The 24,671-nt window shown below is 71.1% G+C and carries 38 protein-coding genes and 1 tRNA gene; 6 read left to right on the top strand and 33 right to left on the bottom strand.

Going from position 1 to position 24,671, the window contains the following annotated elements; all coding sequences use genetic code 11:
- Positions 1-2: 2 nt before the first annotated feature.
- From DS079_RS10955 to DS079_RS11070, 27 genes are all read right to left on the bottom strand, one after another.
- Positions 3-1,730 carry a terminase large subunit gene (locus DS079_RS10955; protein ID WP_126987581.1) on the bottom strand — a complete coding sequence of 576 codons (1,728 nt, stop codon included), beginning with the start codon at positions 1,728-1,730 and terminating at the stop codon, positions 3-5.
- Between the two features lie 59 nt (positions 1,731-1,789).
- Positions 1,790-2,395, bottom strand: a complete 606-nt coding sequence (locus DS079_RS10960; protein ID WP_126987584.1) for a P27 family phage terminase small subunit — start codon at positions 2,393-2,395, stop codon at positions 1,790-1,792.
- A gap of 139 nt (positions 2,396-2,534) precedes the next feature.
- Entirely contained in the window at positions 2,535-2,732 is a 198-nt protein-coding gene (locus DS079_RS10965; RefSeq protein WP_126987587.1) for a hypothetical protein, read from the bottom strand.
- A gap of 706 nt (positions 2,733-3,438) precedes the next feature.
- Positions 3,439-4,170, bottom strand: coding sequence for a hypothetical protein (locus DS079_RS10975; RefSeq protein WP_126987590.1), 732 nt, complete (start codon positions 4,168-4,170; stop codon positions 3,439-3,441).
- Positions 4,171-4,238: 68 nt separating this feature from the next.
- Positions 4,239-5,576 (bottom strand): HNH endonuclease, encoded by a 1,338-nt coding sequence (locus tag DS079_RS10980; protein WP_126987592.1) that lies wholly within the window; start codon positions 5,574-5,576, stop codon positions 4,239-4,241.
- A 218-nt stretch (positions 5,577-5,794) separates the two neighbouring features.
- Entirely contained in the window at positions 5,795-6,166 is a 372-nt protein-coding gene (locus tag DS079_RS10985) for a hypothetical protein (RefSeq protein WP_126987595.1), read from the bottom strand.
- Entirely contained in the window at positions 6,163-6,543 is a 381-nt protein-coding gene (locus DS079_RS10990) for a hypothetical protein (protein ID WP_126987598.1), read from the bottom strand. The genes DS079_RS10985 and DS079_RS10990 overlap by 4 nt, the downstream gene beginning before the upstream one ends.
- Positions 6,540-6,797, bottom strand: coding sequence for a hypothetical protein (locus tag DS079_RS10995; RefSeq protein WP_126987601.1), 258 nt, complete (start codon positions 6,795-6,797; stop codon positions 6,540-6,542). Before DS079_RS10995 ends, DS079_RS10990 begins: the two co-directional genes overlap by 4 nt.
- Positions 6,794-7,006, bottom strand: coding sequence for a hypothetical protein (locus DS079_RS11000; protein ID WP_126987603.1), 213 nt, complete (start codon positions 7,004-7,006; stop codon positions 6,794-6,796). The genes DS079_RS10995 and DS079_RS11000 overlap by 4 nt, the downstream gene beginning before the upstream one ends.
- Positions 7,003-7,383, bottom strand: coding sequence for a hypothetical protein (locus DS079_RS11005; RefSeq protein ID WP_126987606.1), 381 nt, complete (start codon positions 7,381-7,383; stop codon positions 7,003-7,005). Before DS079_RS11005 ends, DS079_RS11000 begins: the two co-directional genes overlap by 4 nt.
- Positions 7,380-7,949: a hypothetical protein gene (locus DS079_RS11010; RefSeq protein WP_126987609.1), complete on the bottom strand. Its 570-nt coding sequence runs from the start codon at positions 7,947-7,949 to the stop codon at positions 7,380-7,382. The genes DS079_RS11005 and DS079_RS11010 overlap by 4 nt, the downstream gene beginning before the upstream one ends.
- On the bottom strand, positions 7,946-8,119 hold the full coding sequence (locus DS079_RS17115; RefSeq protein ID WP_164736212.1) for a hypothetical protein: 174 nt from the start codon (positions 8,117-8,119) through the stop codon (positions 7,946-7,948). The genes DS079_RS11010 and DS079_RS17115 overlap by 4 nt, the downstream gene beginning before the upstream one ends.
- Positions 8,116-8,292 carry a hypothetical protein gene (locus DS079_RS17120; protein WP_164736213.1) on the bottom strand — a complete coding sequence of 59 codons (177 nt, stop codon included), beginning with the start codon at positions 8,290-8,292 and terminating at the stop codon, positions 8,116-8,118. Before DS079_RS17120 ends, DS079_RS17115 begins: the two co-directional genes overlap by 4 nt.
- A complete protein-coding gene (locus DS079_RS11015) occupies positions 8,289-8,966 on the bottom strand; it encodes a hypothetical protein (protein ID WP_126987612.1) in 678 nt (225 codons plus the stop codon). The genes DS079_RS17120 and DS079_RS11015 overlap by 4 nt, the downstream gene beginning before the upstream one ends.
- Positions 8,967-9,090: 124 nt before the next feature.
- Positions 9,091-9,513: a hypothetical protein gene (locus DS079_RS11020; protein ID WP_126987616.1), complete on the bottom strand. Its 423-nt coding sequence runs from the start codon at positions 9,511-9,513 to the stop codon at positions 9,091-9,093.
- Positions 9,510-9,668 carry a hypothetical protein gene (locus DS079_RS17125; protein ID WP_164736214.1) on the bottom strand — a complete coding sequence of 53 codons (159 nt, stop codon included), beginning with the start codon at positions 9,666-9,668 and terminating at the stop codon, positions 9,510-9,512. The genes DS079_RS11020 and DS079_RS17125 overlap by 4 nt, the downstream gene beginning before the upstream one ends.
- Positions 9,665-9,907 (bottom strand): WhiB family transcriptional regulator, encoded by a 243-nt coding sequence (locus DS079_RS11025; protein WP_126987619.1) that lies wholly within the window; start codon positions 9,905-9,907, stop codon positions 9,665-9,667. The genes DS079_RS17125 and DS079_RS11025 overlap by 4 nt, the downstream gene beginning before the upstream one ends.
- A complete protein-coding gene (locus DS079_RS11030; RefSeq protein ID WP_126987622.1) occupies positions 9,907-11,058 on the bottom strand; it encodes a hypothetical protein in 1,152 nt (383 codons plus the stop codon). The genes DS079_RS11025 and DS079_RS11030 overlap by 1 nt, the downstream gene beginning before the upstream one ends.
- A 113-nt stretch (positions 11,059-11,171) precedes the next feature.
- Positions 11,172-11,750 (bottom strand): 3'-5' exonuclease family protein, encoded by a 579-nt coding sequence (locus tag DS079_RS11035; RefSeq protein ID WP_126987624.1) that lies wholly within the window; start codon positions 11,748-11,750, stop codon positions 11,172-11,174.
- Complete coding sequence (locus DS079_RS11040; RefSeq protein WP_126987627.1) at positions 11,750-12,496, bottom strand: hypothetical protein; 747 nt, start codon at positions 12,494-12,496, stop codon at positions 11,750-11,752. Before DS079_RS11040 ends, DS079_RS11035 begins: the two co-directional genes overlap by 1 nt.
- Positions 12,493-12,795 (bottom strand): hypothetical protein, encoded by a 303-nt coding sequence (locus DS079_RS11045; protein ID WP_126987630.1) that lies wholly within the window; start codon positions 12,793-12,795, stop codon positions 12,493-12,495. The genes DS079_RS11040 and DS079_RS11045 overlap by 4 nt, the downstream gene beginning before the upstream one ends.
- A complete protein-coding gene (locus DS079_RS11050) occupies positions 12,792-14,264 on the bottom strand; it encodes a ParB/RepB/Spo0J family partition protein (protein WP_126987633.1) in 1,473 nt (490 codons plus the stop codon). Before DS079_RS11050 ends, DS079_RS11045 begins: the two co-directional genes overlap by 4 nt.
- A complete protein-coding gene (locus DS079_RS11055) occupies positions 14,264-14,641 on the bottom strand; it encodes a hypothetical protein (RefSeq protein ID WP_126987636.1) in 378 nt (125 codons plus the stop codon). Before DS079_RS11055 ends, DS079_RS11050 begins: the two co-directional genes overlap by 1 nt.
- 68 nt (positions 14,642-14,709) lie before the next feature.
- Complete coding sequence (locus DS079_RS17130) at positions 14,710-14,883, bottom strand: hypothetical protein (RefSeq protein ID WP_164736215.1); 174 nt, start codon at positions 14,881-14,883, stop codon at positions 14,710-14,712.
- Positions 14,880-15,122, bottom strand: a complete 243-nt coding sequence (locus DS079_RS11060) for a hypothetical protein (RefSeq protein WP_126987639.1) — start codon at positions 15,120-15,122, stop codon at positions 14,880-14,882. The genes DS079_RS17130 and DS079_RS11060 overlap by 4 nt, the downstream gene beginning before the upstream one ends.
- Positions 15,119-15,403, bottom strand: coding sequence for a helix-turn-helix domain-containing protein (locus DS079_RS11065; protein ID WP_126987642.1), 285 nt, complete (start codon positions 15,401-15,403; stop codon positions 15,119-15,121). The genes DS079_RS11060 and DS079_RS11065 overlap by 4 nt, the downstream gene beginning before the upstream one ends.
- Before the next feature lie 121 nt (positions 15,404-15,524).
- Entirely contained in the window at positions 15,525-16,310 is a 786-nt protein-coding gene (locus DS079_RS11070) for a phage antirepressor (RefSeq protein ID WP_126987645.1), read from the bottom strand.
- Between the two features lie 108 nt (positions 16,311-16,418).
- Between DS079_RS11070 and DS079_RS11075 the strand changes: the two genes are divergently transcribed.
- Complete coding sequence (locus DS079_RS11075) at positions 16,419-17,123, top strand: hypothetical protein (protein ID WP_126987648.1); 705 nt, start codon at positions 16,419-16,421, stop codon at positions 17,121-17,123.
- Between the two features lie 230 nt (positions 17,124-17,353).
- On the opposite strand, the gene DS079_RS11080 is transcribed toward DS079_RS11075, so the two are convergent.
- A complete protein-coding gene (locus tag DS079_RS11080) occupies positions 17,354-17,671 on the bottom strand; it encodes a hypothetical protein (RefSeq protein ID WP_126987651.1) in 318 nt (105 codons plus the stop codon).
- Positions 17,671-18,015: a helix-turn-helix transcriptional regulator gene (locus DS079_RS11085; RefSeq protein WP_126987653.1), complete on the bottom strand. Its 345-nt coding sequence runs from the start codon at positions 18,013-18,015 to the stop codon at positions 17,671-17,673. The genes DS079_RS11080 and DS079_RS11085 overlap by 1 nt, the downstream gene beginning before the upstream one ends.
- Positions 18,016-18,186: 171 nt before the next feature.
- On the opposite strand from DS079_RS11085, the gene DS079_RS11090 reads away from it, so the two are divergent.
- The 4 genes from DS079_RS11090 (at position 18,187) to DS079_RS17625 (ending at position 20,756) form a co-directional block, all read left to right on the top strand.
- Positions 18,187-19,047 carry a hypothetical protein gene (locus DS079_RS11090; RefSeq protein WP_126987656.1) on the top strand — a complete coding sequence of 287 codons (861 nt, stop codon included), beginning with the start codon at positions 18,187-18,189 and terminating at the stop codon, positions 19,045-19,047.
- Complete coding sequence (locus DS079_RS11095; RefSeq protein ID WP_126987659.1) at positions 19,044-19,922, top strand: DUF3800 domain-containing protein; 879 nt, start codon at positions 19,044-19,046, stop codon at positions 19,920-19,922. The genes DS079_RS11090 and DS079_RS11095 overlap by 4 nt, the downstream gene beginning before the upstream one ends.
- 238 nt (positions 19,923-20,160) lie before the next feature.
- Positions 20,161-20,625, top strand: a complete 465-nt coding sequence (locus DS079_RS11100) for an ImmA/IrrE family metallo-endopeptidase (protein ID WP_126987661.1) — start codon at positions 20,161-20,163, stop codon at positions 20,623-20,625.
- Positions 20,622-20,756, top strand: a complete 135-nt coding sequence (locus tag DS079_RS17625) for a hypothetical protein (protein WP_271190687.1) — start codon at positions 20,622-20,624, stop codon at positions 20,754-20,756. Before DS079_RS11100 ends, DS079_RS17625 begins: the two co-directional genes overlap by 4 nt.
- Before the next feature lie 92 nt (positions 20,757-20,848).
- On the opposite strand, the gene DS079_RS11105 is transcribed toward DS079_RS17625, so the two are convergent.
- The gene (locus DS079_RS11105) at positions 20,849-21,997 is read right to left on the bottom strand and encodes a tyrosine-type recombinase/integrase (protein ID WP_126987664.1); all 1,149 of its coding nucleotides are present in this window, start codon (positions 21,995-21,997) and stop codon (positions 20,849-20,851) included.
- 79 nt (positions 21,998-22,076) lie between these two features.
- Positions 22,077-22,149: transfer RNA gene (locus DS079_RS11110), tRNA-Glu, on the bottom strand.
- Positions 22,150-22,302: 153 nt separating this feature from the next.
- Here DS079_RS11110 and DS079_RS11115 point away from each other — a divergent pair.
- The gene (locus DS079_RS11115) at positions 22,303-22,668 is read left to right on the top strand and encodes a metallopeptidase family protein (RefSeq protein ID WP_126987667.1); all 366 of its coding nucleotides are present in this window, start codon (positions 22,303-22,305) and stop codon (positions 22,666-22,668) included.
- A gap of 79 nt (positions 22,669-22,747) precedes the next feature.
- On the opposite strand, the gene DS079_RS11120 is transcribed toward DS079_RS11115, so the two are convergent.
- Positions 22,748-23,431 (bottom strand): response regulator, encoded by a 684-nt coding sequence (locus DS079_RS11120; RefSeq protein ID WP_010550476.1) that lies wholly within the window; start codon positions 23,429-23,431, stop codon positions 22,748-22,750.
- The gene (locus tag DS079_RS11125) at positions 23,413-24,546 is read right to left on the bottom strand and encodes a sensor histidine kinase (protein WP_231880859.1); all 1,134 of its coding nucleotides are present in this window, start codon (positions 24,544-24,546) and stop codon (positions 23,413-23,415) included. The genes DS079_RS11120 and DS079_RS11125 overlap by 19 nt, the downstream gene beginning before the upstream one ends.
- Between the last annotated feature and the right edge of the window lie 125 nt (positions 24,547-24,671).

The following is a 24,671-nucleotide window of genomic DNA, read 5'->3' on the forward strand; positions in this document are numbered from 1 at the left end:
CGTCACCGCCGGGAGCCGACGACGACCTTCCTGTGCGTGTTCTGCGTGGCCGTGCGGATCCAGCCGTCCAGGCCCGTCACGGCGGCCTGGATGCCGTCGATGCGGGTGAGGGCCTGCTGGCGGTTCGGCTTCACGGGCCGGATGTTGTCGGTCTCGTCGCGCTTCACTTCGACGACCGACGCCATCCAGCGGGTCACGGGGTCGTCGGGGAAGCGGACCGTCTGGGAGCCGAGCAGCCGCTCGAACTCCTTCGCCGGCGCGGACAGGCCGAGGAAGCCCTGGCCGACGGGGTTCACCTCGACGCCGCGGAGCTCCTGATCGATCTCCTGCACTATCTGGCCCGCGAACATCCGGTCGTAGCTGATTCGGCGCATGTCGAAGTGTCTGGCGTCGCCGATGATCTGCGACTTGATCGTCGAGTAGTCGATGACGTCGCCGTCGGTCGCGACGACATGGCCGTCGTCGATCCACTGCTGAAGCGGGACGAGCAGCTGCTTCTCGAGGTCTTCGACCCGCTCGCCCGGCACCCAGTACCGGATCATCAGGTCCAGCTCGAAGCCGGGCCGGTTCGACTCGACCCACACGGCCCAGGCCGAGAAGTCGGAGACGGCCGACAGGTCCAGTCCGCCCCAGGCGCGCCGGCCGCGCAGCTTGGCGCGGTCGATCGGGGCGCGGAGCTCGTCGAACTTGTCGATGTCCAGCCAGCGGCTCTGCGCCCGCTTGCGCAAGTTCAGCGAGAGCCGCAGGTACGTCGGGAGGTACGTCGGCGAGGACTTCGCTTTCGTCGCCTCGCCCTCGAGGTAGCGCTTCGTCGGCGACTTCCCGTAGCCGGGGTTCGCCTTCCGTTGCGTCTCCTCCGAGAACGGGTCGTCGCTCGGCTCCGCCGCCCAGATCACGCCGTAGTGCGAGGGGTCCGTGAGGATCCCGAGCGCGAGGTTCCGGGTCAGGCGGTGCTTCTCGTCGTAGACCGTCCCCTCCTCGGCCTCGTCGGCCGTGGTGATGAAGACGATCAGCGGCTGATCCCGCGCGCCGACGCCGGTCTCGATCGCCTCGACCAGCGCGCGCCGCAGCCGCAGCGTGTGGACCTCGTCGATGATCGCGCCCGAGACGTTCAGGCCGTGCGCTGTCTCCGCGACGCGGGACAGGACCCGGAGGATGCTGCCGGTGCGCGGCACGCGCACGACGTCCTTCAGCGGCTCCACGCGGCGCCGCGCCGCCTTCGAGGTCGACAGCATGCGCTTCGCGTCCTCGAACACCCGGCCGGCCTGCGTGGTCGAGCCCGCGGCGTTGTACACCTCGGCGCCCGGCTCGGAGTCGGCGAGCAGCAGCACCCCGGAGATCCCCGAGGAGAGCGTGGACTTCCCGTTCTTGCGCGGCACCTCGATCCACGCCGAGCGGATCACGCGCACGACGCGGTCGATCTCGGAGTCGTGGAAGACCCAGCCGAAGATCGGCGCGATCACCCAGACGATCTGCCACGGGTCCAGGCCCTCGCCCAGACGCATCCGCACGCCCGCCCAGCGGCCCTTGGTGTGCTTGAACGCGCCGAGGGCCTGCAGGGCCCGGCGAGCGCGCGGCACGTCGTACCAGGCGCCCGGATGGTCCTTCGCCTGGCAGGCGAGGACGAGGGGCCGGCGGTCGAGCGCGTCGATGATCTGCTCGTGCGAGAGGCCGAGCTCGATCAGCGCGTCGTACGGCACCGGGAGAGCGTCGTAGTCGGCGGTGGCCACGGCCTGTCACCTCCCGTCGGGTCGCGCGCAGCGCCCTCTCGGGGGTCGTGGCGGGCAGATCAGTCGAAGATGTCGTCCTCGTCGTCGCCGTCGTCGCCCATCCCGGCAGGGAGGCCGGTGCGGGCGCTGGGGGAGAGGCCCAGCTCGCGGATGTACGTCTTCAGCTGCACGCGGTACTGGCCGGCGACGGTCGTCAGCGGGTTCTTCGAGGGGCCGCGCTGGCCCATCACGATCAGGCCGACGCGGGCGAGCTCGTGCTCGCACCATTCGAGGCGGGCGACGCACACGCACATGTCCACGACGATGGACCAGTCCGGATCCGAGAGGCCGATGGAGTTGCGGAGGATCGGGACGACCCGCCTCCACTCCTCCGCGGCGCGGCGCCGCACGAAGCGGGTGCCGTTGATCGCCTGCCGGCGGAGCTCGTACGCCTCGAGCTGCTTGTCGAAGCGGTACTGCCGCTGCGTGAAGTGCTCGATCGACTCGCCCTGCTCGCGCTCCGGCTCCTTCGGACGCCGCGGCGCCTTCGCCTCCGGGAACTCCCGCGACCAGTTCGGCTCGGGGAACTCCGCCGGCGGGAGCTTCACGCCCTCCTCGACGGGCCGGTGACTCGGGTTGCCCTCGCGGAGCACGGCGAGCGCCGGGCGCGCAGCGGGGCCGGCCATCGGGCACCTCCTCGGTGGTCGGAAGATCCCGAAGGGGACCCCCTGATCAGAACTGTCCAACCTGCGGGGCCACGAGTTCTCCTCCCCGGCGGTCCCGGAGGGGGCGGGGGGAGGGGGTCCCCCCACCCATCACCGCAGGTCAGAGCGTCGCGGCGAGCGGCGAGCGCGCGGCGCGACGCGCGGCGCGGCCGACAAACCCGCAGGTCAGCGGCTCGTCGCTTCGACGGTCCTTCGTGATGCGAGCGACGAAAGCGCAGGTCAGAACGTCGAGCGCGACGAGCGAGCGCGCCGAGCGCTCAGCAAACCCGCAGGTCACAGCGTCGAAGGCTGAGCGCACGAGCCGTCGATCAGCGCTGCATCGCGCGAGGTCAGCGCGTCGAGCTCGGGACCGAAGCTGGTCCTTCGCGGGTCCGACGCGCGACGGTCAGCGAGCGTTGCCCCGCCATCGCACAGCACGACCGGCAGCCCGGAGGTTGCACCGGCGGTGTGCCGGACCGAGGTACCCGGTGCGGTCGTCCGTGTGGTCCGGGGACCACTCCGCATCGGGGGCGATGTACTCCCCGCACCGCACACACCGGGCGGTGCCGGTAGCCACGATGGGCGCCCACCGTGCACGCTCCACCTCGTGCTCCCGGCCGTAGCCGCGCTGCTGCCGTGTGCCTCGCACGCGCTCATGCCGAGAGGCGTGCTCGGTGCAGTACCGCTCGCCCACCCCGATGGTGTCGGGGCATCCCGGCACGGGGCACGGGCGGCGGGGTGCGCGGGGCATGGCCACCTCCCACGATGTGCACGCCGGCGGGCCACCCCGGGGGAGTGGGCCGCGGGTGGACCCGCCGGCGGCAAGGGGGCTCGGGTGAGGGGTCAGCGCCGGGGCGGAGCACCGACGCTCCCGGCAGCACGAGGCGCGGTCACATCAGGACCACCACCTCGGTCAAGGGCATGCACCACCAGCCCCGAGCATGCGAGAACCCCGGGAGCCTCGAGGGGCTCGACCGGGGTTCTCGACCAGGATCAGGGCATGCTGAACACGCGCCTGCAGGTTACTACACGGCGGGCTCCGATGTGCACGACCCCTCCTCCTCTCGGCGTGTCCGCACATGCCCACGCACACGATGGAAGTCCGCGAGCTCGTCGGCGCCGTACCGGCCCCGCTCGTCCGGCAGCGCGAAGTACACCGGCTCGACGTGCACGTGCTCGCCCGCCGCGCGGGTCTCACGCTTCGACTCCTCCCGCGCTCGAGCCTTCGCCCTCGAGCGATGCGCCTTGATCCGATCCGAGATCCCCGGCCAGAAGTGATCCGCCTCCGCCGGCGTCATCCGGTACGAGCCCGGCGCCTCGTCGAGCAGCGCACGCATGTGGTCCTCGATCAGCGACGGGTCCACCGTCCTCGGCTCGACCCGCTCGACATCACCGACCAGCGACCGCAGCAGACCGAGCGTCTGCCCGAGCCGCAGCTCGACCCACCGAGCCAGCTCCTCATGCGCCACGACCCACCGCGCCGCACCCTTCACGAACTCGACCGCCGCCGCCATCGACTCGCCCGCCACCGACCGCTCGCCCTGCCACTCCCGCACCGCGTCGGCGATCTCCCGCAGCACCGTCACCGGATGCGGCAGATCATCACCCTCGGTCGCATGCTCCGACACCGGACCCAGCAGAGCCAACGCCCGCCCACCCGGCAACGGCCGCTCGCTCGACCTCGCCGGCGCCATCGACAGCGACGACCGCCCGATCGACAGCATCACGTCCGACACCTCGCCCAGCAGCCGCGGCACCTCGTCGAGCTCGTTCCGCAGACGGTTCACCCGGTTCTCGAAGTCCCAGGCCTCATGCAGTCCCTCGCTCACCGCTCCTCCTCACACTTCCAGCACGGGGCGTTGATCCCATGCTCCATACACGTCGTCTCCTCACCCAGCGAAGAGGGCGGCCCATGATGGCGATACCAGGCAGACCCGAACCTCCCAGGCACAGACCCCGGATCCACCACCGGAGGATCACCCACCTCCACACGACTCCCAGCCCCAGAAGCACCACCGCTCCCAGCACCACGAGACCTCTTCCGCCGACGACGCCGACGGTGACCCGAGCCGGAACCCTGGCCCTGCCCAGAACCCTCTCCCTGACCCTGACCCTGGCCATGCCCGGGCGCGTCCACGCGCGGGCGCGCACCCGCACGGGACAGCGGATCAGGCTGATTTCCGGTCTGATCCGGCCTGATCTGATCTGATCCAGGACGTTCCCGCTGGTAGATCAAGCGCGGATCAGATCCGATCAGATCTGATCCAGCCTGATCGGGGGCCGCGGGAGCCGGGGCCGGTGCGGCGGAGCCGGATCCGGGAGGGGTGGAGCTGCCCTGCGTCCGCTCGGGGCGAGCCTGCTCCACCTCCTCCGGATCGACAGCCCATGCCGGCGGCGGGCCCGGGTCCTCCTCGAGGCTGCTGGGCGACCCTGCGTCCATACGGAGCGAGTCCACCCAGGGATCCGTCGACGGCGACCCTTCGTCCCTGCGGGGCGAGTCCACCATGTCGACGAGATCCTCGTGCCTCGGCGCCGGGCGCAGGACCATGCCCGCTTCCTCCGGCGTGCGGCGGCCCTTCTTGCGGTTGCACGACCGGCAGGACAGCACGACGTTCCGGGCCCCGTAGGCCTTCGTGGGATCGACGTGGTCCATCTCCGGTGCGCGGTCGGACTTCCTGTCCTGCCGGCGTACCGTCTCGCCGCAGTAGCGGCACTTCCCGATCGTCGGGTTCTGCGGATCCGTGCAGTCGCGCATCCAGACGGACTGGACGAGCACGGGGTCCTGCAGCTCCTTGCGCTTGCGGCGCGTGGTCTTCACCTGCTCGCCGCGGTCGTAGCGCAGATCGAACCAGTCGTGGAAGAGGAACGTGCCGCCCTCGACCGCCGGGCAGCGCGGGCAGTCGTGGTCCGGCGCATGCCAGAACCCGGCCTCGACCAGAAGCGACGCGAGCATGTCCGCCGAGCGAGGATCCAGCGTTGCGCGGATCAACTCCACCCGGGACACGACCCCGTCGGTCAGGGAAGCCTGCACCGAGGCGCCGGCGATCGTCCACAGCCCCATCGCGGCTAACCCCGTCAGGTCACCCGCCGCGGCGCGCTCGTAGGCAAGCGTCCTCACCTTCGAGCTCGTGGGTAAATCGTCGTCCACCTGGAAGAACGGCACGTCCCTCCTCCTCTCCTTCGTTCACCAGCGCGGTCAGTCCGAGCACCGGCACTCACCGGTCGTCGGGTTGATCAGCCCGTCACAGGACGGGCAGGTCTCTCCAGCCATCGACATCACCTCCCCTCCGTCGGGACACGGCCGCGGCGGCGCGGCGCGGACAGGGCACGGCGCAGCAGCGCCGAGCCAGCTCGGGGCGCGCCGACGGCAGCGGACAGCGCTCATGCCTGATCCCCGCAGTCGGCGAGCGCCTCGGCGTCGTCGCCGGGTTCGGTGGTGCCGGTGAGGGGCTGCCAGGGCGTGACGTAGACGGTCTTCTGGCGGCCGCCGGCGCGGTGGCGGAGGGTCTCGGCCTCGACCTCGACGGGGAGCAGCGCGACCCAGCGGGCGCCCCAGGCCATCAGGCGGGACTCGAACTCGAAATCCGGGCTGCCGGTCACTTCCCAGACCTGGGTGCCACCGATCTCTCCTCCGCGCACCAGCGCGATGGGAGGCTCGCCCGGTTCGGTGCCGACGAGGATTGCGGTGTCGGGCAGGAGGCTGATCTGCTCGGCCGACTCGATCGGGGTGGGGACCCAGATGGTGGTGGTCATCGCTCCTCCCACGGGGTAACGAGCCGCTTCACGTGCCGGACCTGCAGATCGCCGGGCGGAAGCGCGTAGGCCGCCTGTGTGTACGCGATCCTGGCGTCGAGCTCGGCGAACACCTGGGGGTCGATCTGCGTCTGCTCCTCGGCTTCGATGGGCACGAGAGCCGTCCAGCCGACCATGCGAGCGTCATCTGCTGTGCCCTGCGAGTGGACCAGCCACAGGGGCACGCCCTCTGAGGTCTCCTCGGGGCCGACCTTGACCGCGGCCGCGTTCTCGAAGGCCTCGGGCCTCTCCGGTCCGAGGAGCGCGATCGTTCCGACCGGGAGCGCTTCGGCCTGCTCGGCGGACTCGATCAGGACGGGGCGGTACAGGGTGGTCATGCGATCACCTCGCAGGGGTGCTCGCGGCGGAGGCCGGCGATGGTGATCGAGCCGAGCGTGATAGACACCCGCACGTCTGCAACGATCGTGCGGCTCGGCTCGGCCCACGTGCCGTCCACCAGGACGTCGGAGTCGATACTGAGGTCGACCAGCAGTCCCGAGAGGGTGCTCCCCTCGTGCTGGACGATGATGCGGTCGCGGCCGATCGCGTCGGCGGCGAGCGCGCCGACGGTCGAGGGGGAGGTCTGGGTCATCGGTTCTTCCTTCGGGGACGGGCCGCGGGCCGGGTGTAGCAGCCCTGGCAGTCGGGATCGGTGTCGAGCGCGGCGCGGTCGTCCAGGAGGACGGGCATGCCGCAGAGGGTGAAGCGGGAGCCGTCGTCCGGCGTGCCGATCGAGGCGACGACGTGGGCGACGCGGCCGCGGCGCAGCCGGACCCTCGTGCCGGGACGGTGGCGGCTCATGCGTCGGCCTCCGCGGTGTAGCAGGTGGTCCGCACGCTCGTGACGCGGTAGTCCGTCCCGTCGATCGAGAGCACCGCCTGGTCGAGGTCCCGGCCGTTCGTGGCGACGATGCCCTGGCCGCCGTCTTGCGCACCGCCGATGAAGTGGACGCACTGCACGCCGCGCGACGGCGGGGTCGGCTCGGCCGGCGCGGGCGGGGGCGGGCAGGAGTGCGCGGCGTAGAGGAACGTCCACAGAGCGGCAACGCCGGCCCAGAGCGCGAGGATCCAGTCCTGGGCGAGCAGCGCGGGGATCACGTAGCCACCGGCCGCGATCCCGAACACGCACGGCGCGACGAGGCGCAGCACAGCGCGGGCACGACGAGGTAAGCGGATCACCGACCCTCACCGCCTCCGGCGAGCGCGCGCACGGTCTCGCACGGCGCGGGGACGGGGTAGACGCGGCCGCGAGTGCAGTGGCCGCAGTTCCCGTCCGCGTCGATGGCGTGGACGTCGCGGACGCGCTGTGCAGCCCGCACCTCCTCACCCACGAGCGGCGCGAGGGCTTCGAGCACCTTCTCCGCGATGCGATAGCGGAGCGAGAGCGGCACCCATTCGCCATGCGCGTCCATGACCGCACCCGCGACCAGGTTGCGCAGGTGGGGGTCTTCGGGGTTCATTGCTCCTCCTCGTGCCGTGCCCCGTCGAGCGGCGGACAGGCCTCGCTTCACCCGTTCGATGGTGTCCGGCGTCCACTCGGTGTCGGGCGGCAGGTCCGCGCTGAACGCGGCGAGGTACGCCTGCACCTCGGCGTCGGTCGGCTCCTGTGCGGCGAGGTGGGTGCGCGCCCACTTGGAGCCCGAGAGCCACGCTGTGAGCGGGTCGAGTCCGTCGGGGAAGGTGGCAAGGTCCGCGCGCGCGGCGGCGTACTGCTGCTCGTCGGTGATGCCGTCGTTGCGCTTCATCGTTCGTTCTCCTTCTCGGTGAGGCCGACCTCGGCCAGGGCGGCGAGGATCTTCGCCTCGGCGGTGAGGAGCGGCTTCGACGGACGGACACCCCATCCGCGAGGTGCCGCGAGTTCCCGTTCGAGAGCGGTGGCCTCGGTGTCGGTGAGGCTGACTCGGATGTGCTTCACGGTGCCTCCCGGTGCTCGGCGGGCTTGGCGAGGCCGACGGCGACGAGCGGCGCGTCCAGGGCCTCCTGGTGGGTGGGGTATCCGGCTCGGCCCACGAGCACGATTCCGTAGCGGTAGAGGGAGGCGCACCACACGCCGGGGGCGGCGCGGAACACCTCGGCGCGGTGCCTCATGCGGCACCGTCCTCGGGGGCGCGGGCGCCGCCCTTCGAGAGGCCCTCCGCGAGGTAGTCGGCGAGGCGGGTGTAGCCGTCGGTGCGGTACACCTCCCCGCCGTCGCGGTCGGCGTCCATGAGCAGCCGCTCGATCTCCTCGGCTCCTTCGGGCCGCTTCGGGGGCTCGGTCAGCGCGGCGGCAAGAGCACGGCGGAAGTCTTCTGCCCGGTCGGCGTCCCATCGAGCCGTGGTGGTCTCGATGTTGTAGTAGGCGGACAGGCCCCGGTAGAGCATCTCGTCGGTGATCGCGTCCGGGGTGAGGGGACGGGACTCGGCGAGGCGTGTCGCCCCCGCGCCCAGCTCCTCCTGCAACACCAGATGAGCGCGGAGCAGGTCATCCCGGACGTCACGGAAGTAGTTCCGCCAGCGGATCGCCCGCCGGGCCGTCTCCTTCCACAGCGCGGCCCGCTTCTCGGCCTTCTCCGCGCGGGCGACGGCCTGGTCTCGCTGCTGCTGGACGAGGGCGAGGGTGAGCTCGTCCTTCTCGTGGCGGATGTACGATCCGGGCTCGCCCCACTCGAGGCCGGAGGGCAGTCGATGCGGCCCCTCGTGGCCGAGCTCGCGGCCGCAGTGGCGGGAGTCGTCGAGGACGCCTCCGGGAGAGATGGGGCATCGGGGCTTGCGACTGGTCATGTCGTGTCTCCTCAGAGGGCGAGGCCGACCGCGACGAGCACGGCGGTCAGCGGGTACAGGACGAGGCAGATGGTCAGGTGGGCGTGATCCACGGCGGCGGCGTACAGGCGGCGGTCGGTGAGGGTCATCGGGTCTGCTCCTTCTCCCACCACGCGGGCGGGGTGACGGTGACCGTGCCGGAGATGGGCTGCACGCCCGGCGCCTCCGCACGGAACTGCACGACGATCGGGTGATCGGCCGGCTGGTCCTCGAACACGACGGAGACGAGGTCCGTCGCGCCCCAGGGATCGAGGCGATGAGTCGTGGTGCGGGCATCCGCCCCGACCGCGACCGTGACCACCAGTCCCGGCACCGGGTCGCCGCCGCGGGTCATGACCTTCGTGTTCGCGTAGACGGCGAGCGCCTCCGCGCCGACGGTCGCGGTGAGGTTCGTGAAGACCAGGACGTCGCGGAGCTGCGAGGTCGCGATCGCGGGCGCGGCCACCGCGACGAGCGCAGCTGGTGCCGTCCATGCCGCGGCGCGGAGGAGGGTCCGTCGCGTGGTCATCGGGTCTCCTTCGGGAGCGCGTGGTGGGTGATGGTCACGGCAGGCTGCTCGCCCGGCCGCTTCATGACGGTCTGCGAGGGGCCGCAGGGGCAGTCGAGGGTCCTGTCGTGCCGGCGGGTCTGCCGAGCGGGGATCTGGTGGAGGACGTGCATCACGCGGCCTCCGCGCTGGTCTTCATGCGGCGGCGTTCGTTCTCGGACGTGCCGCCCCAGATCCCGGTCTCGCCCTGCTCGAGCGCGAGGGCGAGGCACTGGGCACGGACCGGGCAGCGGCGGCAGATCGCCTTCGCCTCCCTCGTCGAGCCGCCCTTGTCGGGGAACCAGAGGTCCCCGTCGACCTGGGCGCACAGCGCGTTGGCCATCCACGGCTCGGGCCGGGCCAGGGTTCCGTCCATCACGACGCCACCTCCTGCAGGTGCTTGCTGATCCACTTCGCGAGCAGGGGATGGGCCTGCTCGTGCTCGTACGCCATCTCCGCCGCGCGGCGGCGCACCTCCGCGACGGGGCGGCGGGACACCGCGGCCTGCGAGACGACGACGAAGTCGCCGGCGCCGGTCCGGTCGATCCGGACCGTGGGGTCGCCGGGCAGCAGCTCCACGCCCTCCGCCTCAGCGAGCTCGAGGAACGGCCACCGCACATGCCGGGCCAGCCGCTCCCTCGTCAAGCCGCCGTAGTACGGGAACGTCGCCACGAACCGGCCACGCGCCGTGATCGCTCCGGACACGGCCTGCTGGGCCGCGCTCATGCCGCCACCTCCGAGACCTCGGGGGAGCGGAGCTTGCCCGCGCGGTGACCGCGGACCACCGCGCGATACCGCGCCGACTCCCACGCCCCCCCAGCCCAGACGGCGCGCCGCCCGGTCGAGGTCCTCACCCGTGGACGCGAGGAACACGAGCTCATCCAGGCGGGCGTCCATGTCGTCGCCTTCGGGCTCGAGAACAGTCGGCTCCGCGGCCGGGTCGTCGATCAGCTCGTCATCCCAGGCGGCCGGCGGCGCCCACTGCTGCTGCTCCGCCTCGCGGAGGATGCGGGAGACCGCCGAGCGCTCGGCGCGCGTCGCCGACGGCGGCGCCTGATCCCACAGCTCCTCGTACAGCGCATGCACGCGCCGCGCCGAGCTGAGCGAGCACCACTCGGCGACCATCAGCCGGCCCGCCGTCGTCGGCGTGAACCCGCCACGGCGCGAGAGCTCCGCACGGCACCAGCCCATCGCCGCGAGAGCCTGCATGCGGCGCCGCGTCCCCGTCGCATCGAGCTGCCGCTGCGGAGCGACGGCAGCGGCCGACGGCGCGACAGCGAGGAGCGCCTCGGCCGTCGCCCGGCGCACCGACCGCAGCTCCCCATCACGAGGCCCCCGGGACCCGACGACGATCGCCTGGATCATCCGCGCATGGACACCCGACAGCTCCGCGAGGCGGCGCGTGCCGATCCCGCGACCGCGCAGCACCTTGATGTGCTCCTGCACCGGCCCGATCGGCAGGAACGACGCCCCCTCCCGGGCGAGACGGATCCGCGACTCCGCGCGGTATCGGCGCGCCGCGTCCATGCACGGCGGGCAGCCACAGCCGCACGACGCGTAGCAGGTGTACTCGCCGTGGACGTGCCGCACCCGCGGGCACTCGCACACCACCGGCACACTCGACCGAGACCGGGCCGGCATCAGACCGTCACCGCCGTCTCGGTCAGCGCGTCCCACCAGGCACGCGCCCACATCGCATCACCCATCGCGGTGTGCGCGACGTCCGCCGCGGGCGGCTGCACCCCAGCGATCCGGGACAGCTCGTAGGAGCCCGCGGTCAGGCCGACCGTCGCGAACGGGGACCCGGCCTCGCGAGCCTGCGTCCACGTCACGAGGTCGATCGGATGGTGATGCCAGGCCGGAGAGTGGCCCCAGCGGCCGAGCATCGCGGCGAGGATCGGCAGGTCGTAGCCCGCGACGTTCGAGCCGACGACGGTGCAGCCCGGCGTGAGGCGACGCGACAGCCACAGCGCCGCCATCTCCTCCGACAGCCAGCGAGCACGGCCATCCCGCACCCGTCGCTCCTCGAAGCGACCCACGGCGAGCGCACGCGGATCCGCGTCGGTGAGGTCGACGTCGGAGACCATGATCCAGGTGCGCTGCTCGGTGCCGTCGATGCGGCGTTCGATCGTGGCGATCTCCCACGGCCTCGCCGAGTGCACGTCCAGGGACGTCGCCTCGATGTCGAGGAACACCAGCTTCCTGTCGATGCGGAGCATCAGAGCGCCCCCTCATCGATGACCTCGCGCAGACGCTCCCGCCACTCGGCGAGGGACCGCTCATCGATCCACGGCGCCCGGTGCTCGTCGTCCTCGCGGTGCTCGCTCGAGGGGACGTAGGCAACGAAGTCCTCCGCGAGGGGGAACACCGCCGTGCGGCCCAGCATCCGCAGATGCAGCTCGACGCCGAGCGCCGTCGCGGCCCGCGCCACCCGACCCCACTGCGCCGGCGAGAAGAAGATCCCCGAGTCCAGCGCGATAGCAGGGCGCGGGTCCAGGCCGCGCTGCACCACCTCGAACGCCTGCAGCGCGAGGTCGAACGACGACTTGTCGCCGCGCTCGAGCGTCATTGGGTCCTCCGCGACGTCGACCGTCAGCGACGACCCATCGATCAGGCCCGACACGTCCCGGATCGTCATCTGCCGATCCGACACCTCGACCGCGAGGCGGTACTCCTGCGCGGAGACCTCCTTCGGGAGCGTCACCTTGAACACCGAGAGGATCGCCTTCACCTGCGCGGCCGGGATCGAGAACGCCCCGAACCCGTCGTCGTCCTCGGTCTGCACCAGGCCGGCCGCCGCCGCGCCGCCGTTCAGCGCCGCCAGGGACAGCCCGTCGTGCCGGGATAAGCAGCGCACCGCCGCGTAGGACGGGAAGTCCTGCGGCCGCGCCTGGAACAGCCCCACGGCGCCGAGCATCCGGCAGAACTCGAGGCCGTACACCTCGAACGAGATCGACGTGCTCACGCTGCCTCACCGCCCTCGGCGAGCTCGTAGGTCGCCTCGAAGATGTCGGGCTTGCATGGGTAGAACTCGCCCTGCACGCCGCGGATCACGTAGTCGCCCAGCGCCGCGATCATGTCGCCTTCGAGCGTGCGGATCAGCAGATGGGACTCACCGTCGCCGCAGTTCAGATGCAGGTAGGCAGTCCCGCCTTCACGGCGAATCCAACGGAGGACCGTCTCGATGCTGTCGACGGGGTTGATGACCCGCATCGCCACGATCTCGACGGGCTTCTTCCGGAACCTGGTGGGTCGGATGTTCATGCCGCCTCACCGCCCTCGGCGAGCGCAGCGTCGCCCTCGGCGCTGTCGGCCGGGTCGGCGTCGTGGGGGATGCCGGTGGCGAGGAGGATGGCCTGCTGCTCGACGGGGGTCCACTCGTAGCCGCTGAGCTCGAGGAGCTGGCGGAGCTTCGAGGTGGCGGTCCAGTAGGAGGAGCCGGCACGGCCGAGGGTCATGGCGCGGTGGTCGGACTTGAGCGTCCACCAGTGCGTCTCGAGCCAGGACAGGACGGGGAGCGGCCAGGTGGTGAGCGCCTTGGTCACCTTGGGCTTGCCCTCGGCGCCGGTGAGCGCCTCGAGGAGCGCGATGGCGTCCTTGTCGTCGCCGTAGCCGTTCCAGCCCTGCTTGGCGAGCCTGGCGGCGGTGGCGTCGGTGGCTTCCTTCGTGAGGTCGAGGCCGGGGAGGGTGGCGGCGAGGTGACGTTCACGGTGGACCTTCGCGGTGGCGAAGTCCTCGGCGTCGAGGTCGTCCCACGGGTCGGCGGGCTCGGGCTCCGGGGCGGGGGCTTCGGCGGGGCTGTCGTTGGGGTGGAGGGTCTTCTGCTGGTCGCAGCCGACGACGAGCGTGCCGACGGGGACGTGGCCCAGGACCGGGACGCGGATGCCGGATTGGGTGATGATCACGCCGCAGTGCCCGGGGCAGTCGGCGTGTTCGTCAGCGAGGAGCGAGACCCACTCGCCAGGGTCGGTCTGGCCGTCCTTGGCCGCCTCCTCGATTGCGGGGGTGGCCCAGACGCCTGCCTCCACGAGATCGGTGAGGCCGACGGCCGCCTCGGCGATGCGGAGGCCGCGCTTCTTCGCCTCCTTACGGGAAGTGGCGGCGCGGTCGCGGTCCTCGCGGCGGCGTCGCGCTGCGGAGACCTCCCAGTCGAACTGGTAGGTGCCGGCCGTGCGCTCGAGCTCTTCCACGGCCTCGGGGTCGTCGCTGTACTCCGCGATCACGAGCGCGTCGTCGACGGTGATCTGGCCGCGGTGGACCTTGTCCCCGGTGTCGTCGGCGAGCTTCGAGAGTTTCGCCCGCTCCTTCACGCGCTGCTTGCCGAGCGCGGTCTGCTTCGCGACCTCGGCCTGGGTCATGCCCAGGTCGAGCATGTCCTGGACGAGGCGGGCCTCCTCCACGGCGGTGAGCTGGTCGCGGAGGATGTTCTCCGTCGCGATGAACGCGAGCTGCGCCTTCGGGTCTGTGAGGTCGCCGCGGATCTGCACCGGGACTTCGGTGAGGCCGAGGGCGTGCGCGGCGGTGAGGCGGCGGTGGCCGCCGAGGACGACGAAGTCGGTCCAGCTGTCGTCCCGCGGTGCGGCGACGAGGGGGACTTCGATGCCGTGCTCCCGGATCGACTCGGTCAGGTCCTCCACCTGCGCGGCGTCGATGCGGGGGTTCTGCTCATGCGGGTGGAGCACGTCGACGTGCACCATCTGCACCTGCTCCATGACTCCCTGGATCTGCTCCATCACTCCTGCTCCTCCTGGTCTTCGCCGGCCTCCATGGCCCGGCGCCTGATCTGTCCGGAGATCTCGTCTCCGAGCCCGCGCAGCCGATGGCCGAGCGCGAGCAAGTCCCTGTCCTCCATCACTGGGAGCGCCGCAGCGACTTCCCGTACGAGCCCCGCCGTGACCTCGTCTCGCCACCGCCCGCACTTCGCGTTGTGGTGGTTCCCGCGCCACGACTGGTCCATGTCGCCCCGCTCACCGGGCGCGCGGTACTTGCACAGCAGCCCGCCGTGCGCGTCCCGCCACACCTCGTAGGTCCCGACCCCGCCGTCGAGCTGGTAGCGCACCGGCTCGAGCGGCGTCCAGACCTTCCCGTGCAGCCCCCACGCCCACCACACATCCGCACCGCAGTCCTCACAGACCGGTGCCGGACGCGCGGGGCGCGGAGTTCCGGGGCGACGACTCCTCACCGGCCGGCCACCTCCCGGCGAGCGCGGCGCCGCACCTCGGCGGCGAGCGCGGCCGAGTCGCCGAGCGTGCAGTCGAGGAGCGCCCAGACCACGAAGCTGATCGCGCCGATGATCACGCCGGCGAGCACGACCCGCGCGGCCAGGGTCAGAAGGATCAGGAGCGCGCTCATGCCCCCTCACCCCCGCCCGGTCGGGCCTTGCCCGCGGGGTGTGCGGCCTCGGCGCGGCGGTGTTCGGCGTCGTGGTCGCGCTTCACGCGGGACGCCTCGGCCTTCACGTGCTCGACGCGGGAGAACCCGCACGAGCAGCCGACGATGAACCGCAGGTCCTCGTCCCGGAACCCCGCCTTCGTCACCTGGGCGCGGGGGAGACGGCGGCCGGTGGGGAAGGGGAGCAGGTGGCCGGTCATGCCGCACGCCCCCGTCGTCGGCCGGCCTGCGCCGAGGAGCGCGCGTTGCGCGGCGAGAACATCAGCGGGCCCGCGGGCTCGAGCTCGACGGCCTCGGGCTCCGGGTGCTGGACGTGCTCGGCGAGGAGCGCGTCGACGGCGTCCGCGGGGATGAGGTACGTCGTGCCGGGCATGATCTGCACAGCCGGCAGCAGGCCGCGCTGCACGTACCGGCGCACCGAGTACTTGGAGCAGCGGAGGATCTCCGCGACCTCCACGGTCGTGAGGTGTTTCGTGGTCATGACGGGTCCTTCCTGTGCTTCGGGGCGGTCTCCGCAAGGGCGCGGAACAGGTCGCGGGCGCGGCGGCGGGGGCCTCGGTGCCGGCCACTAGGGCGGGGGAGCGCTCGATGGCGCGGGGCGGTCATGCCGCGGCCTGGGGGAGGAGCGGCTGCGGGAGTCCGAGCTTCCGGGCGACGAACCCGAGCCCGGAGGGCTGAACCCGCGTGGTGTACGAGGTGCCCGTCGTCCCGTCCTGCCGCTCGTAGGAGTGGGCCTTGACCACGAAGTGGTGCATGTACTGCTGATACGGGGTGTTCGCCATCGCGCCCTTCGCGATCAGGACCCGGGCGTTGCGCAGTTCGGTGAAGAGCTTGTTCTGGGAGAGGCCGAGCATCTTCGCGGCCGAGCCCACGCTGTACGTGCCGTCCCCTGCGATGAAGCGGTCGTAGCCGTCGGCACGCGGCTCGAGATCCCGGGCATAGGACTCGACCGCCTCGCGTGCCTTCTGCTCGCGCAGCTGCGCGGCCCGCGCCTCCTTCAGCTGCGTCGCGAGATGGATCAGCGTGTCCGGGTCGGTGAGCACCTCCTCGATCTTCTGCTCGGTGAGGTACCCGCCGTACTGGCGGATCGCAGGGAGCACGTCGTGCGTGACCCAGCGCTTGAACGCCTTCGCGCCGGCGACCTTCGAGCCAAGCACCGCGGCGTACAGCCCCGGCTCGGAGATGACAGTCATCTCCTGATCACCTGAGGGGGTACGCACTGAGCGCGTACCCCTGTCGTCCTCGTCGAGGCGGCGGGTCATGTCCGATGCCATGCGATAGCCGAGGATCTTCGCGACGTCGGAGGCGACGAACCACGGCTCGCCCTCCACATCGAGCGCACGAACTTCGCGGTCCTCGAACTGGAATGGGATGATGCTGGTGCTCACGATCGTTCCTTTCGATAGAGCGGCACTTCGGTGTCAGCGCCCCGCCCTGGCCGGCGGGGCGCACTTCATGCGCTGAGCCGACGTGGGCTCGATGAGGAGGGGGAGAAGTTGGCAACGAACGCTGCGAAGGAGCTGTTGGCTCTCATCGACACGTGGAAGCACGAAGTGAGCGGAGCGAATCCGTCAGTACTCACGCAACGCGGCACCTCTACGCGGCTCGGAGATTCCTTGTGGAAGAACGAGCTCGCCGCGGTGCGGCTGCTCCTAGAGATCGAGGCGTTCATCGAAGCGGAGGAGGACACGCACGAGTACGCGGAGTTCGTCAACGAGCTCCGGCACTTCGTCTTCGTTCCAGAGCAGGGATGGGCGCAGGGACCCGTGAAGCTGAGGGGTTCGACGCGCCTGGGACTCGTGCAGCTGGGAAAGCTCATGACGCACTCACCGGCCCGATCCCTGAGCCTGACGCCGCTTCAGATCGAGGCCATTCAGGAGGCCCTTGATGAGTGCGAGAAGATCCTCGACCCGGTGACGGTCGGACAGGACTACGGGCTCCAGCACCTCCGCGAGGTCATTCGCCATCTCAAGCAGCTCCTCGAAGGAGACGACGTCGACTTCGAGGCCGTCCGCGCTGCGTCGTACGAGGCCGTCGGACTCGTCGCCATCCACGCGAGAGACCTCCCCACGGAAAAGAGAGATCGGCTCGCGAGCGCGGTCTGGTCGGTAATCGTCCCGTTCGCCTCGGGCACCGCTGCCGGCGCGTCCGGAAACCTGATCAGCGCGGCCCTCTCGGGAATCCTGCAGATCGGCGCCTGACGACCCAACCGCTTCAGCGGCGCCTCCGTTGACACCTGCGAGCGCGGCGCCGAGCGCGGCGTGGAGGTTGCGCGCCTCGGTGGGCGTGAGCATGACCAGGACGTCGCCCTCGGGGATCTCGTCCAGGACGTCGAGGGGGATGCCGATGACGTTCTCGCCCCGGACCTTCGCGGCATGGGCCGTGCCGTCGGTGGGGAAGTCGATGGCCCAGACGGGAGTGCGCTCGGCGCTCATCGGGAGGCACCGCCTCGGGTGAGCTCGGCGTCGATCGCAGAGTCGAGCTCCCGGCGGAGATCGGCGAGCGCGCGATCCGCGTACGGGAAGGCGTCGCCGAAGTCGCGGGCGAGGATCTGGCGAGCGCGGTCCACCGCGGTGATGTCGCGGGAGATGTGCTCGACCGTGCGGGCGCCGGCGGCGAGGTCGCCGCAGTAGCGGCAGTGCTGCCGCGGCTCGGTGCGGATCGGGCGGACGCGGGCGTCGAGGCCGCGCTGCACCGCGGCGCGCACGTGACGCGCTCGGCGCTCGGTGGTGAGAGGCGTGATCGTCATCAGGCCACCGCCTTCGCCGGCGAGACGGTACGGGTACCACTTGTCATCGTGGGCACGGCTTCGACCTTCGGGTCGATGAACAGGTCCTCCAGGTCGCGCTCGACTCGCCGACAGAGGATCTTCGCGAGGTCGGCGCTGCAGGACTTCATCGTCCCGGTCTCCAGTGCGGAGATCGCCGCCTGCGTGCACTTGCAGAGCGCGGCGAGGTCGCGCTGCGAGAAGCCGCGCGCCTTCCTGGCCCGCCGTATGGCTGCGGGGTCCTTGACCAGCATCCATGCCTCCCGTTGGTATCGGATCTTCGGGCGCCCGTATCCATAGGTGCGCCTCTGGGTGATGAGGTACATCCTGCACTCCTTTCGAGTCGGTGACAAGTGGTACCCGTACCGTAAGGCATCCACTTGTCACCGCGCAAGAGCCAACTTCCCTGCATGTGAGGCGCTTCCCGGTAATCTGGTTGTCGGCCTGGCCTTTCACGGCAGGTGTAGAAGCTTGACCAGACTCCTGAGGATCTCCACATGGCCCGATCGAAGCTCACGCTGCAGGACGTCGCCCGGACCGCCTCCGACAGGAACGGCGGCAAGGGTGGACGTGCACTCCAGCGCATCGCGAAGAGCAAGGGCCTGACGCTGTCGTACGCGACGGTGGACCGGATCCTCGCCGGCAAGTACGAGAGCACGCCCCAGCGCCAGACCATCGAGGCGCTGGCCGTGCTCGCGGAGATGCCTGTCGACGAGGTGTACGAAGCCGCAGGCCTCCCGCTGCCGATGGCCTCGCTCGCCGAGGCGCTGCCTGAAGGGTCCGACCAGCTCACCGTCCACCAGCGACGCGTCGTCCTAGATGTGATCCGCGGCTTCGTCCGCGACAACGCGAGGATGGCCGACCTTGAGCACGAGCTCCACCAACGACCCCTGCACCCCAACGAGATGCTCCGCCGGCTCAACGAGCTCTCGATCCCGGACATGGACACCGAGGCCCTGCACGAGCTGCTCGACCAGCTCGCGCTCCTCATCCCCGACGACGCCGACGAGGGAGTCTTCGTGCGTGCCGAGGCTCGCGCTCGCGAGGTGCTCGAGCGCCGAGAGGCCGGCGGCAGCGACCTGGAGGATCCGCCTCAGCCAGATGGGGTTACGCCGGCCGCCGGCGAGCTCCGGGTGCCCGTCAACCCTCGCCACGCAGTCGGGCCGCTCAGCCAAGGCTGGGTTCCGCCGGGCCTCACCGAGTCGGGCGAGGCCCGGTATAGCGAGCGCCGGCCGCGGCAGTCGGACTACGACCGCGCGGCCGACGACTCCGGCCCCTCGCTCCTCGAGGCAGACGACGCCCGCGCCGCGGCGCTTGGCGAGGAGTCCCAGGACCCAGGGAATGAAGAGCCGGCGTGAACCTGGATCTCAGCGGGATTATCAACGGGACGCCCGCTCCGAAGTTCGCTGTGCCCGACGGCTTCGGTGCGTTGAAGCTTGTCGAGGTGTTCTGCGACGAGACCGGTGATCGGGGGTGGACGTCGCAGTCCAGCACCTGGTTCGGCATGTGTGCCGTGATGGTCCCGCAGGAGTCCGTTCCGCAGCTTCGCGCGACCGTAAGCGGGCTGCGCGCCGAGATTGGCACCGACAGGCCGCTGCACTGGATCGAGCACTTCAAGAAGGCCCGGCACGAGCAGCGGCGCGACATGGCGTCCAACATGGTTGCAGCCATTCCGGGGGTAAAGGTGATCTACGTCGTCGCCGACAAGGCAACGATGGTGGCGTCACCCGAGCTGCGCAGCAACGGGGACCTGTTCTACCACTGGACGATGCGGCTCATGCTGGAACGTGTCGCTCTCGCTCTTCAGGAGTGGGAGGGAGGGCAGCGCCGCGGAATGGTGCGGCTCGGGGCGGTGAAGGGAATGGATCACGCGGAGAGCATTGGGTACCTGGCGAACGTGCGTAGGAAGGCGTCCCCGTGGTCTACTCCGTGGCATCTGATGCACTGGCCGCCGCGCTGGGTCGGCACCAACGAGTACGACGGCGTCCAGGCGGCAGATCTCTACCTCGGCATGTTTCGTCGAGCCGTAGAGCGAGGGGGAGATGACATCCGGGAAGCTCGGCACCTGTTACGGCACTGGCACCAAGTGCGAAGCAGCTCCCGTGGGCGCGTGATGGGCTACGGAGTGAAGGTGCACGGCGACCCCTCGTTCCTGACCACCCGAGGGTGGTGGCAGGCAACGAACCGGCCCCTCGAGGGGGGCCCCGGGGGCCACAGTCACCTCAGCGGGTGAAAGGATCCAGTCACCTGGTTCCGGCCAATCCCGGCAACCCTCCTCGAGGGGCCGATCGAGGACCTTCAGCTCGGCGCCGAGATCCTCTGGTGCCTATTTTCGCACCCCCGGGCGTCCTGCGTCTACTCGTGGTAGACGGCTGGGCGTGTCGGGGCATGTCGGCTCAGCTCGGCAGACGTCCCGCCATGTCAGTTCCTTCGAGTCGGTCCGTCAGCCCTCCTCACTATGGTCCAGGACCATGCGCGAGCACTCGGCACCGGCCCCGATCTACCACCCGTGGCGCGTCCTCGGCCGGCACTGGCCCCACGTCATCCTCGAGCACACAGACGACCTCCCGCCCGGGCGCCGCGCGGACACCAACGGCGTCGACGAGATCCGGATGCGCCGTCGACTCCTTCAGGTTGAGCGGCGCTGCTCCCTCACCCACGAGCTGATCCATCTCGAGCACGGCCACACCGGTGCGTGCAGCCCCGGCCACGAGGCCGAGGTCGACCGTGAAGTCGCGCGCCGGCTCATCCCGTGGGAGCGGCTCCTCGCCGCCGTGCGATGGGCACGGTCCGAGTCGGAGCTCGCCGACGAGCTCTGGGTGACCGTGCACGTGCTCCGCGCCCGCGTCGCCGAGCTCCGTGCCGATGAGCTGCTCGAGATCGCGCGCGCCGCCCACGACGCCCACCACACCATGCCCCCGGAGGACCTCCCATGACCGACCGCCAAGAAGCCGAGCAGCTCGAGCTCGCTCTCGAGTTGCGGGAGCCGGTGCCGGCGCCGTGGTGGGCCGAGGTCATTGAGCACGAGACCGAGGGGAGCCAGGACACGGGATGGTGGGGAGCGTGAGCGTGGCGGCGCGCTGAGGCGCACGTCGCGTCTGGACGCACGAGAACGCCCCCAGGGCCGCGGTGAGCGGGCCTGGGGGCGTCGTGGTGGGGTCAGGCGGCCTGCGAGCCTCTCGGGGGCTTCATGAGGTGCTCGAGGTCGCGGGAGTGCGTGACCGTCGGGCGGGTCTTCGTCGGGACGAGGTGGCCGTAGACGTCGGTGGTGGTCTTGATCGAGCGGTGGCCGAGGGCGCGGGAGACCTCGAAGAGGTCGGCGCCGGCGGCGAGCATGTGCGAGGCGGCGTAGTGGCGGAGGTCGTGCACGCGCGGGCGCGGGTCGAGCTTCGCCGCGGTGCAGGCGCTGGTCCAGTGGTATTGGTGGAAGGTGTGGTGCTGGACCTGGCGGCCGTGCCGGTTGCGGAACACCAGCTGCTCGGGCTTCCCGCGGGCGCCGAGCGCGGCGATGATCCCGGGCGTGGTCTCGATCGTGCGGTACGCCGTGCGGGTCTTCGGCGCGCCGAGCTCGCGGCCACCGGAGTCGGCGTGCTTCCACGCCTGCCGAACGCGGATTCGGGCGCCGGCGGCGTCGACGTCGCGCCACGTGAGCGCGGTCGCCTCGCCCCACCGCATGCCCGTCGCGGCGAGCAGCAGCACCAGCGGCCGGTACAGCGGGGAGATCGCGGCGACGATGCGGCCCAGCTCCTCGGTCGTCGGGATCTGCAGCTCGTGGTGCTCGGCCGAGGGAAGGCGCACCTTCTCGCACGGGTTCGTCGTCGCCCAGCCGCGATCCACCGCGTGCTGCAGCAGCGAGGAGAGGAGCCCGTGCTCGTTCCGGATCGTCTTCGGCGCGATCGGCCGCTTCGTCTTCGCCGAGACCTTGGTGCGCCTCGCCTGGACCCACTGCTCCACGTCGACCCGATCGATCATCGAGACCGGGAACGCGCCGAGCCGTTCCTCGAGCCCCGACCGGGCGAGGACCCGCCGGTACTCCGCCGCGGTGCCGGCCGTGATGTCCGGGGCCGCGGCGATGTAGTCCTCGAGCACCTCGGACAGCAACGGCGTCGTCGGCCCGCCCTCGGCGAGCGCGAGCCGCTTCGCGCGGGCTGCGGCGCCGCCGATCGTGTCGACGAGCTTCGCGAAGGCGCCGGCCTCACGTGCGGTGTCGAAGGTCTCGGTCGTCGGCGGGCCGCCGCGGGCCAGCCTGAACTGGACCCTGTACGCGACCGTGCCGTCCGCCCTCGGACGTGCTGAAACCGATGCCATGCCCACTCCTGAGACTCGGATGTAGTCCGGACCGTAGTCCGGAGCCGTGACAATCGAGCGTCAGTGCAGGTCAGAAGCGTACCCCCAACGGGATTCGAACCCGTGTCGCCGGCGTGAAAGGCCGGTGTCCTGGGCCTCTAGACGATGGGGGCCCGGGGCGGTCGGAACCGCCCGTGCCAGAGCATACCTGCGGGCCGGGCACCGACGCTCGCGGGTTCGGGCGAGGTGCGTCCTATCCGACACGGATCCGACCGGCGCGGAGACCGACGGCCCCACGGCGCGGGCGGGCGTGGTTCGATGACCGCATGATCCACATCAGCCGAGCGGAGTTCGAGGAGGCGGTCGACGACGCCCTGGACTCGCTGCCGGACGAGGTCGCCCGGGCGATCGCGGAGGCGAACGTCGCGATCCTCGTCGAGGAGGAGCCGACGCCCGAGCAGTCCCGCGGCGCCGAGCTGCTGGGCCTGTACGAGGGGGTGCCGCTGGATCGGCGCTCCGTGTTCGACGGCTTCCGCCAGCCGGACCGGATCTTCGTCTTCCGCGGACCGCTGCAGCGCCACGCCCGCTCCCGCGAGTACCTGGTCCGCGAGATCGCGGTGACCGTGCTCCACGAGCTCGGCCACCTCTTCGGCATCAGCGACGAGCGCCTCCACGAGCTGGGCTGGGGCTGATCGACGTACTGGCGAGGGACGAGCCGGTAGGAGATCAGCCGATCGAGCTGGGGGTAGGGCGCGTACCGCCCCGCTTCCTTCAGAGCTGGTCGGCGTCGAGGTCCGTCAGCCCGGCCTCGTGGGCGATGATCGCGATCTGCACGCGGTTGGTGCAGTCGAGCTTCGCGAAGATCTTCGAGACGTGCGCCTTCACCGTCGCCTCGCTCATGAACAGCCGCATCCCGATCTGGGCGTTGGACAGCCCCGCCCCGACGGCGCCGAGCACCTCGGTCTCGCGCTCGGTGAGCTGGTCGAGTCCCGGGTGGCGCTCCTGCCGGGAGCCCGGGTTCGCGTCCGAGAAGTGGGAGAGCATCCGGCGGGTCACAGTCGGGGAGAGCATCGCCTCGCCGCCGGCGACCACGTGCACGGCTCGGGCGAGGTCCTGCGGCGGGGTGTCCTTGAGCAGGAACCCGCTGGCGCCGGCCTCGAGCGCCTGGAAGACGTACTCGTCCATGTCGAAGGTGGTCAGCATGATGATCTTCGGCGCGCCGGTCAGCGCGGTGACCGCCTTCGTCGCCGCGATCCCGTCGAGGGTGGGCATGCGCACGTCCATCAGCAGCACGTCGGGCCGGTGCTTCTGCACCAGCGGCACCGCCTCGGAGCCGTCCGCCCCCTGACCTACCACCTCGATCCCCGGATCGGCGCCGAGGATCATCGCCAGCCCGGCCCGGACCAGGGAGTCGTCGTCGATCAGTCCCACGCGCGTCACGTCGCCGTCGGCCACGGGATCACCGCCCTCACTTCGAATCGTCCGTCGTCGGTCGGGCCCGAGGTGATGGACCCGCCCGCATGGGTCACCCGCGTCTCGATGCCGGACAGGCCCATCCTGGCCCCCGGCAGATCCGTCGTGAACCCCTTGGGGAGCACATTACTGACCTCGATCACGAGGTCGGTGCCGGGCTCGCCGATCAGCGCCACCCGGGCCCGGGTGTGCACGGCGTGCTTGTGGATGTTGGTCAGGCCCTCCTGGACCACGCGGAAGGCGGTGCGCGCCAGGGGATCGGGGACCGGGTCGTCGATGAAGTCGAACAGGTCCACCGACACCCCCGCCTCCTGCGAGGTGGTCACCAGGCGCCGCACGTCCTCCCAGGTGGGCTGCGGGGCCAGCGGCGCCTGCTCCTCGTCCCCGCGCAGCACCCCCAGCACCTCCCGCAGCTCGGACAGCGCCGTGGTCGCGGTGCCGCGGATCAGGGAGGCGGACTGCTGGACCTGCTCGCGGCCCATGTCGGGGTTCACCTCGAGCGCCCCGGCCTGCAGGGCGACCAGCGAGATCTTGTGCGCGACGATGTCGTGCATCTCGCGGGCGATGCGGGTGCGCTCGGCGCGTCGGGCCTGCTCCTCGGCCGCGGCCCGTCCGGACTCGGCCTGCTCGGCCCGCTCCCGCAGCTCCGCCAGCAGCGCTCGCCGCACCGCCGTGTAGAGGCCGATCGAGGTCGACGCCGCCACGACCAGCGTGGTCAGCACGATCGTCATCAGCGCCGCCTCGGGCTGGTCGCCCATCAGCAGCAGCGGGGTGAGCGTGGCGGTGCCCGCCGCGAGCAGCGCGAACAGCAGCGTCAGCACGCGGTTCGGGCAGCGGGTGGAGAAGGTGTACGTGGCGATGATCAGCACGGTGATCGAGCCCGAGAAGGCATTGGCGATCTGCACCAGCGGCAGCAGCCACGGCCAGTGCCGGTGCCGGGCGAGCAGCGCGACGCCCAGCAGCAGCGCGACGACGCCCTGCCAGCGGCCGATCGCGGAGGTGGCGAGCAGCGTCGTCGCCGCCGCCTCCGCGGCGACGGCGACGACGATCAGCCCTTCCTGCCAGCGACGACGGGCGGGCGCTCCTGGGTGGTCCACCCGGTCACTGTAGCGGCGCATACGGGCCGCGCAGCCGCTCGGGACGGGGCCGGCGACCATCGTCGGACGGGGACCGTCAAGGAGCCGACGATCGTCGCCCGCGCACGGACCCGTGGTCGCTGTCG

Origin of the sequence: Brachybacterium paraconglomeratum (assembly GCF_003994255.1) — a bacterium.
Taxonomy (GTDB): Bacteria; Actinomycetota; Actinomycetes; order Actinomycetales; family Dermabacteraceae; genus Brachybacterium; species Brachybacterium conglomeratum.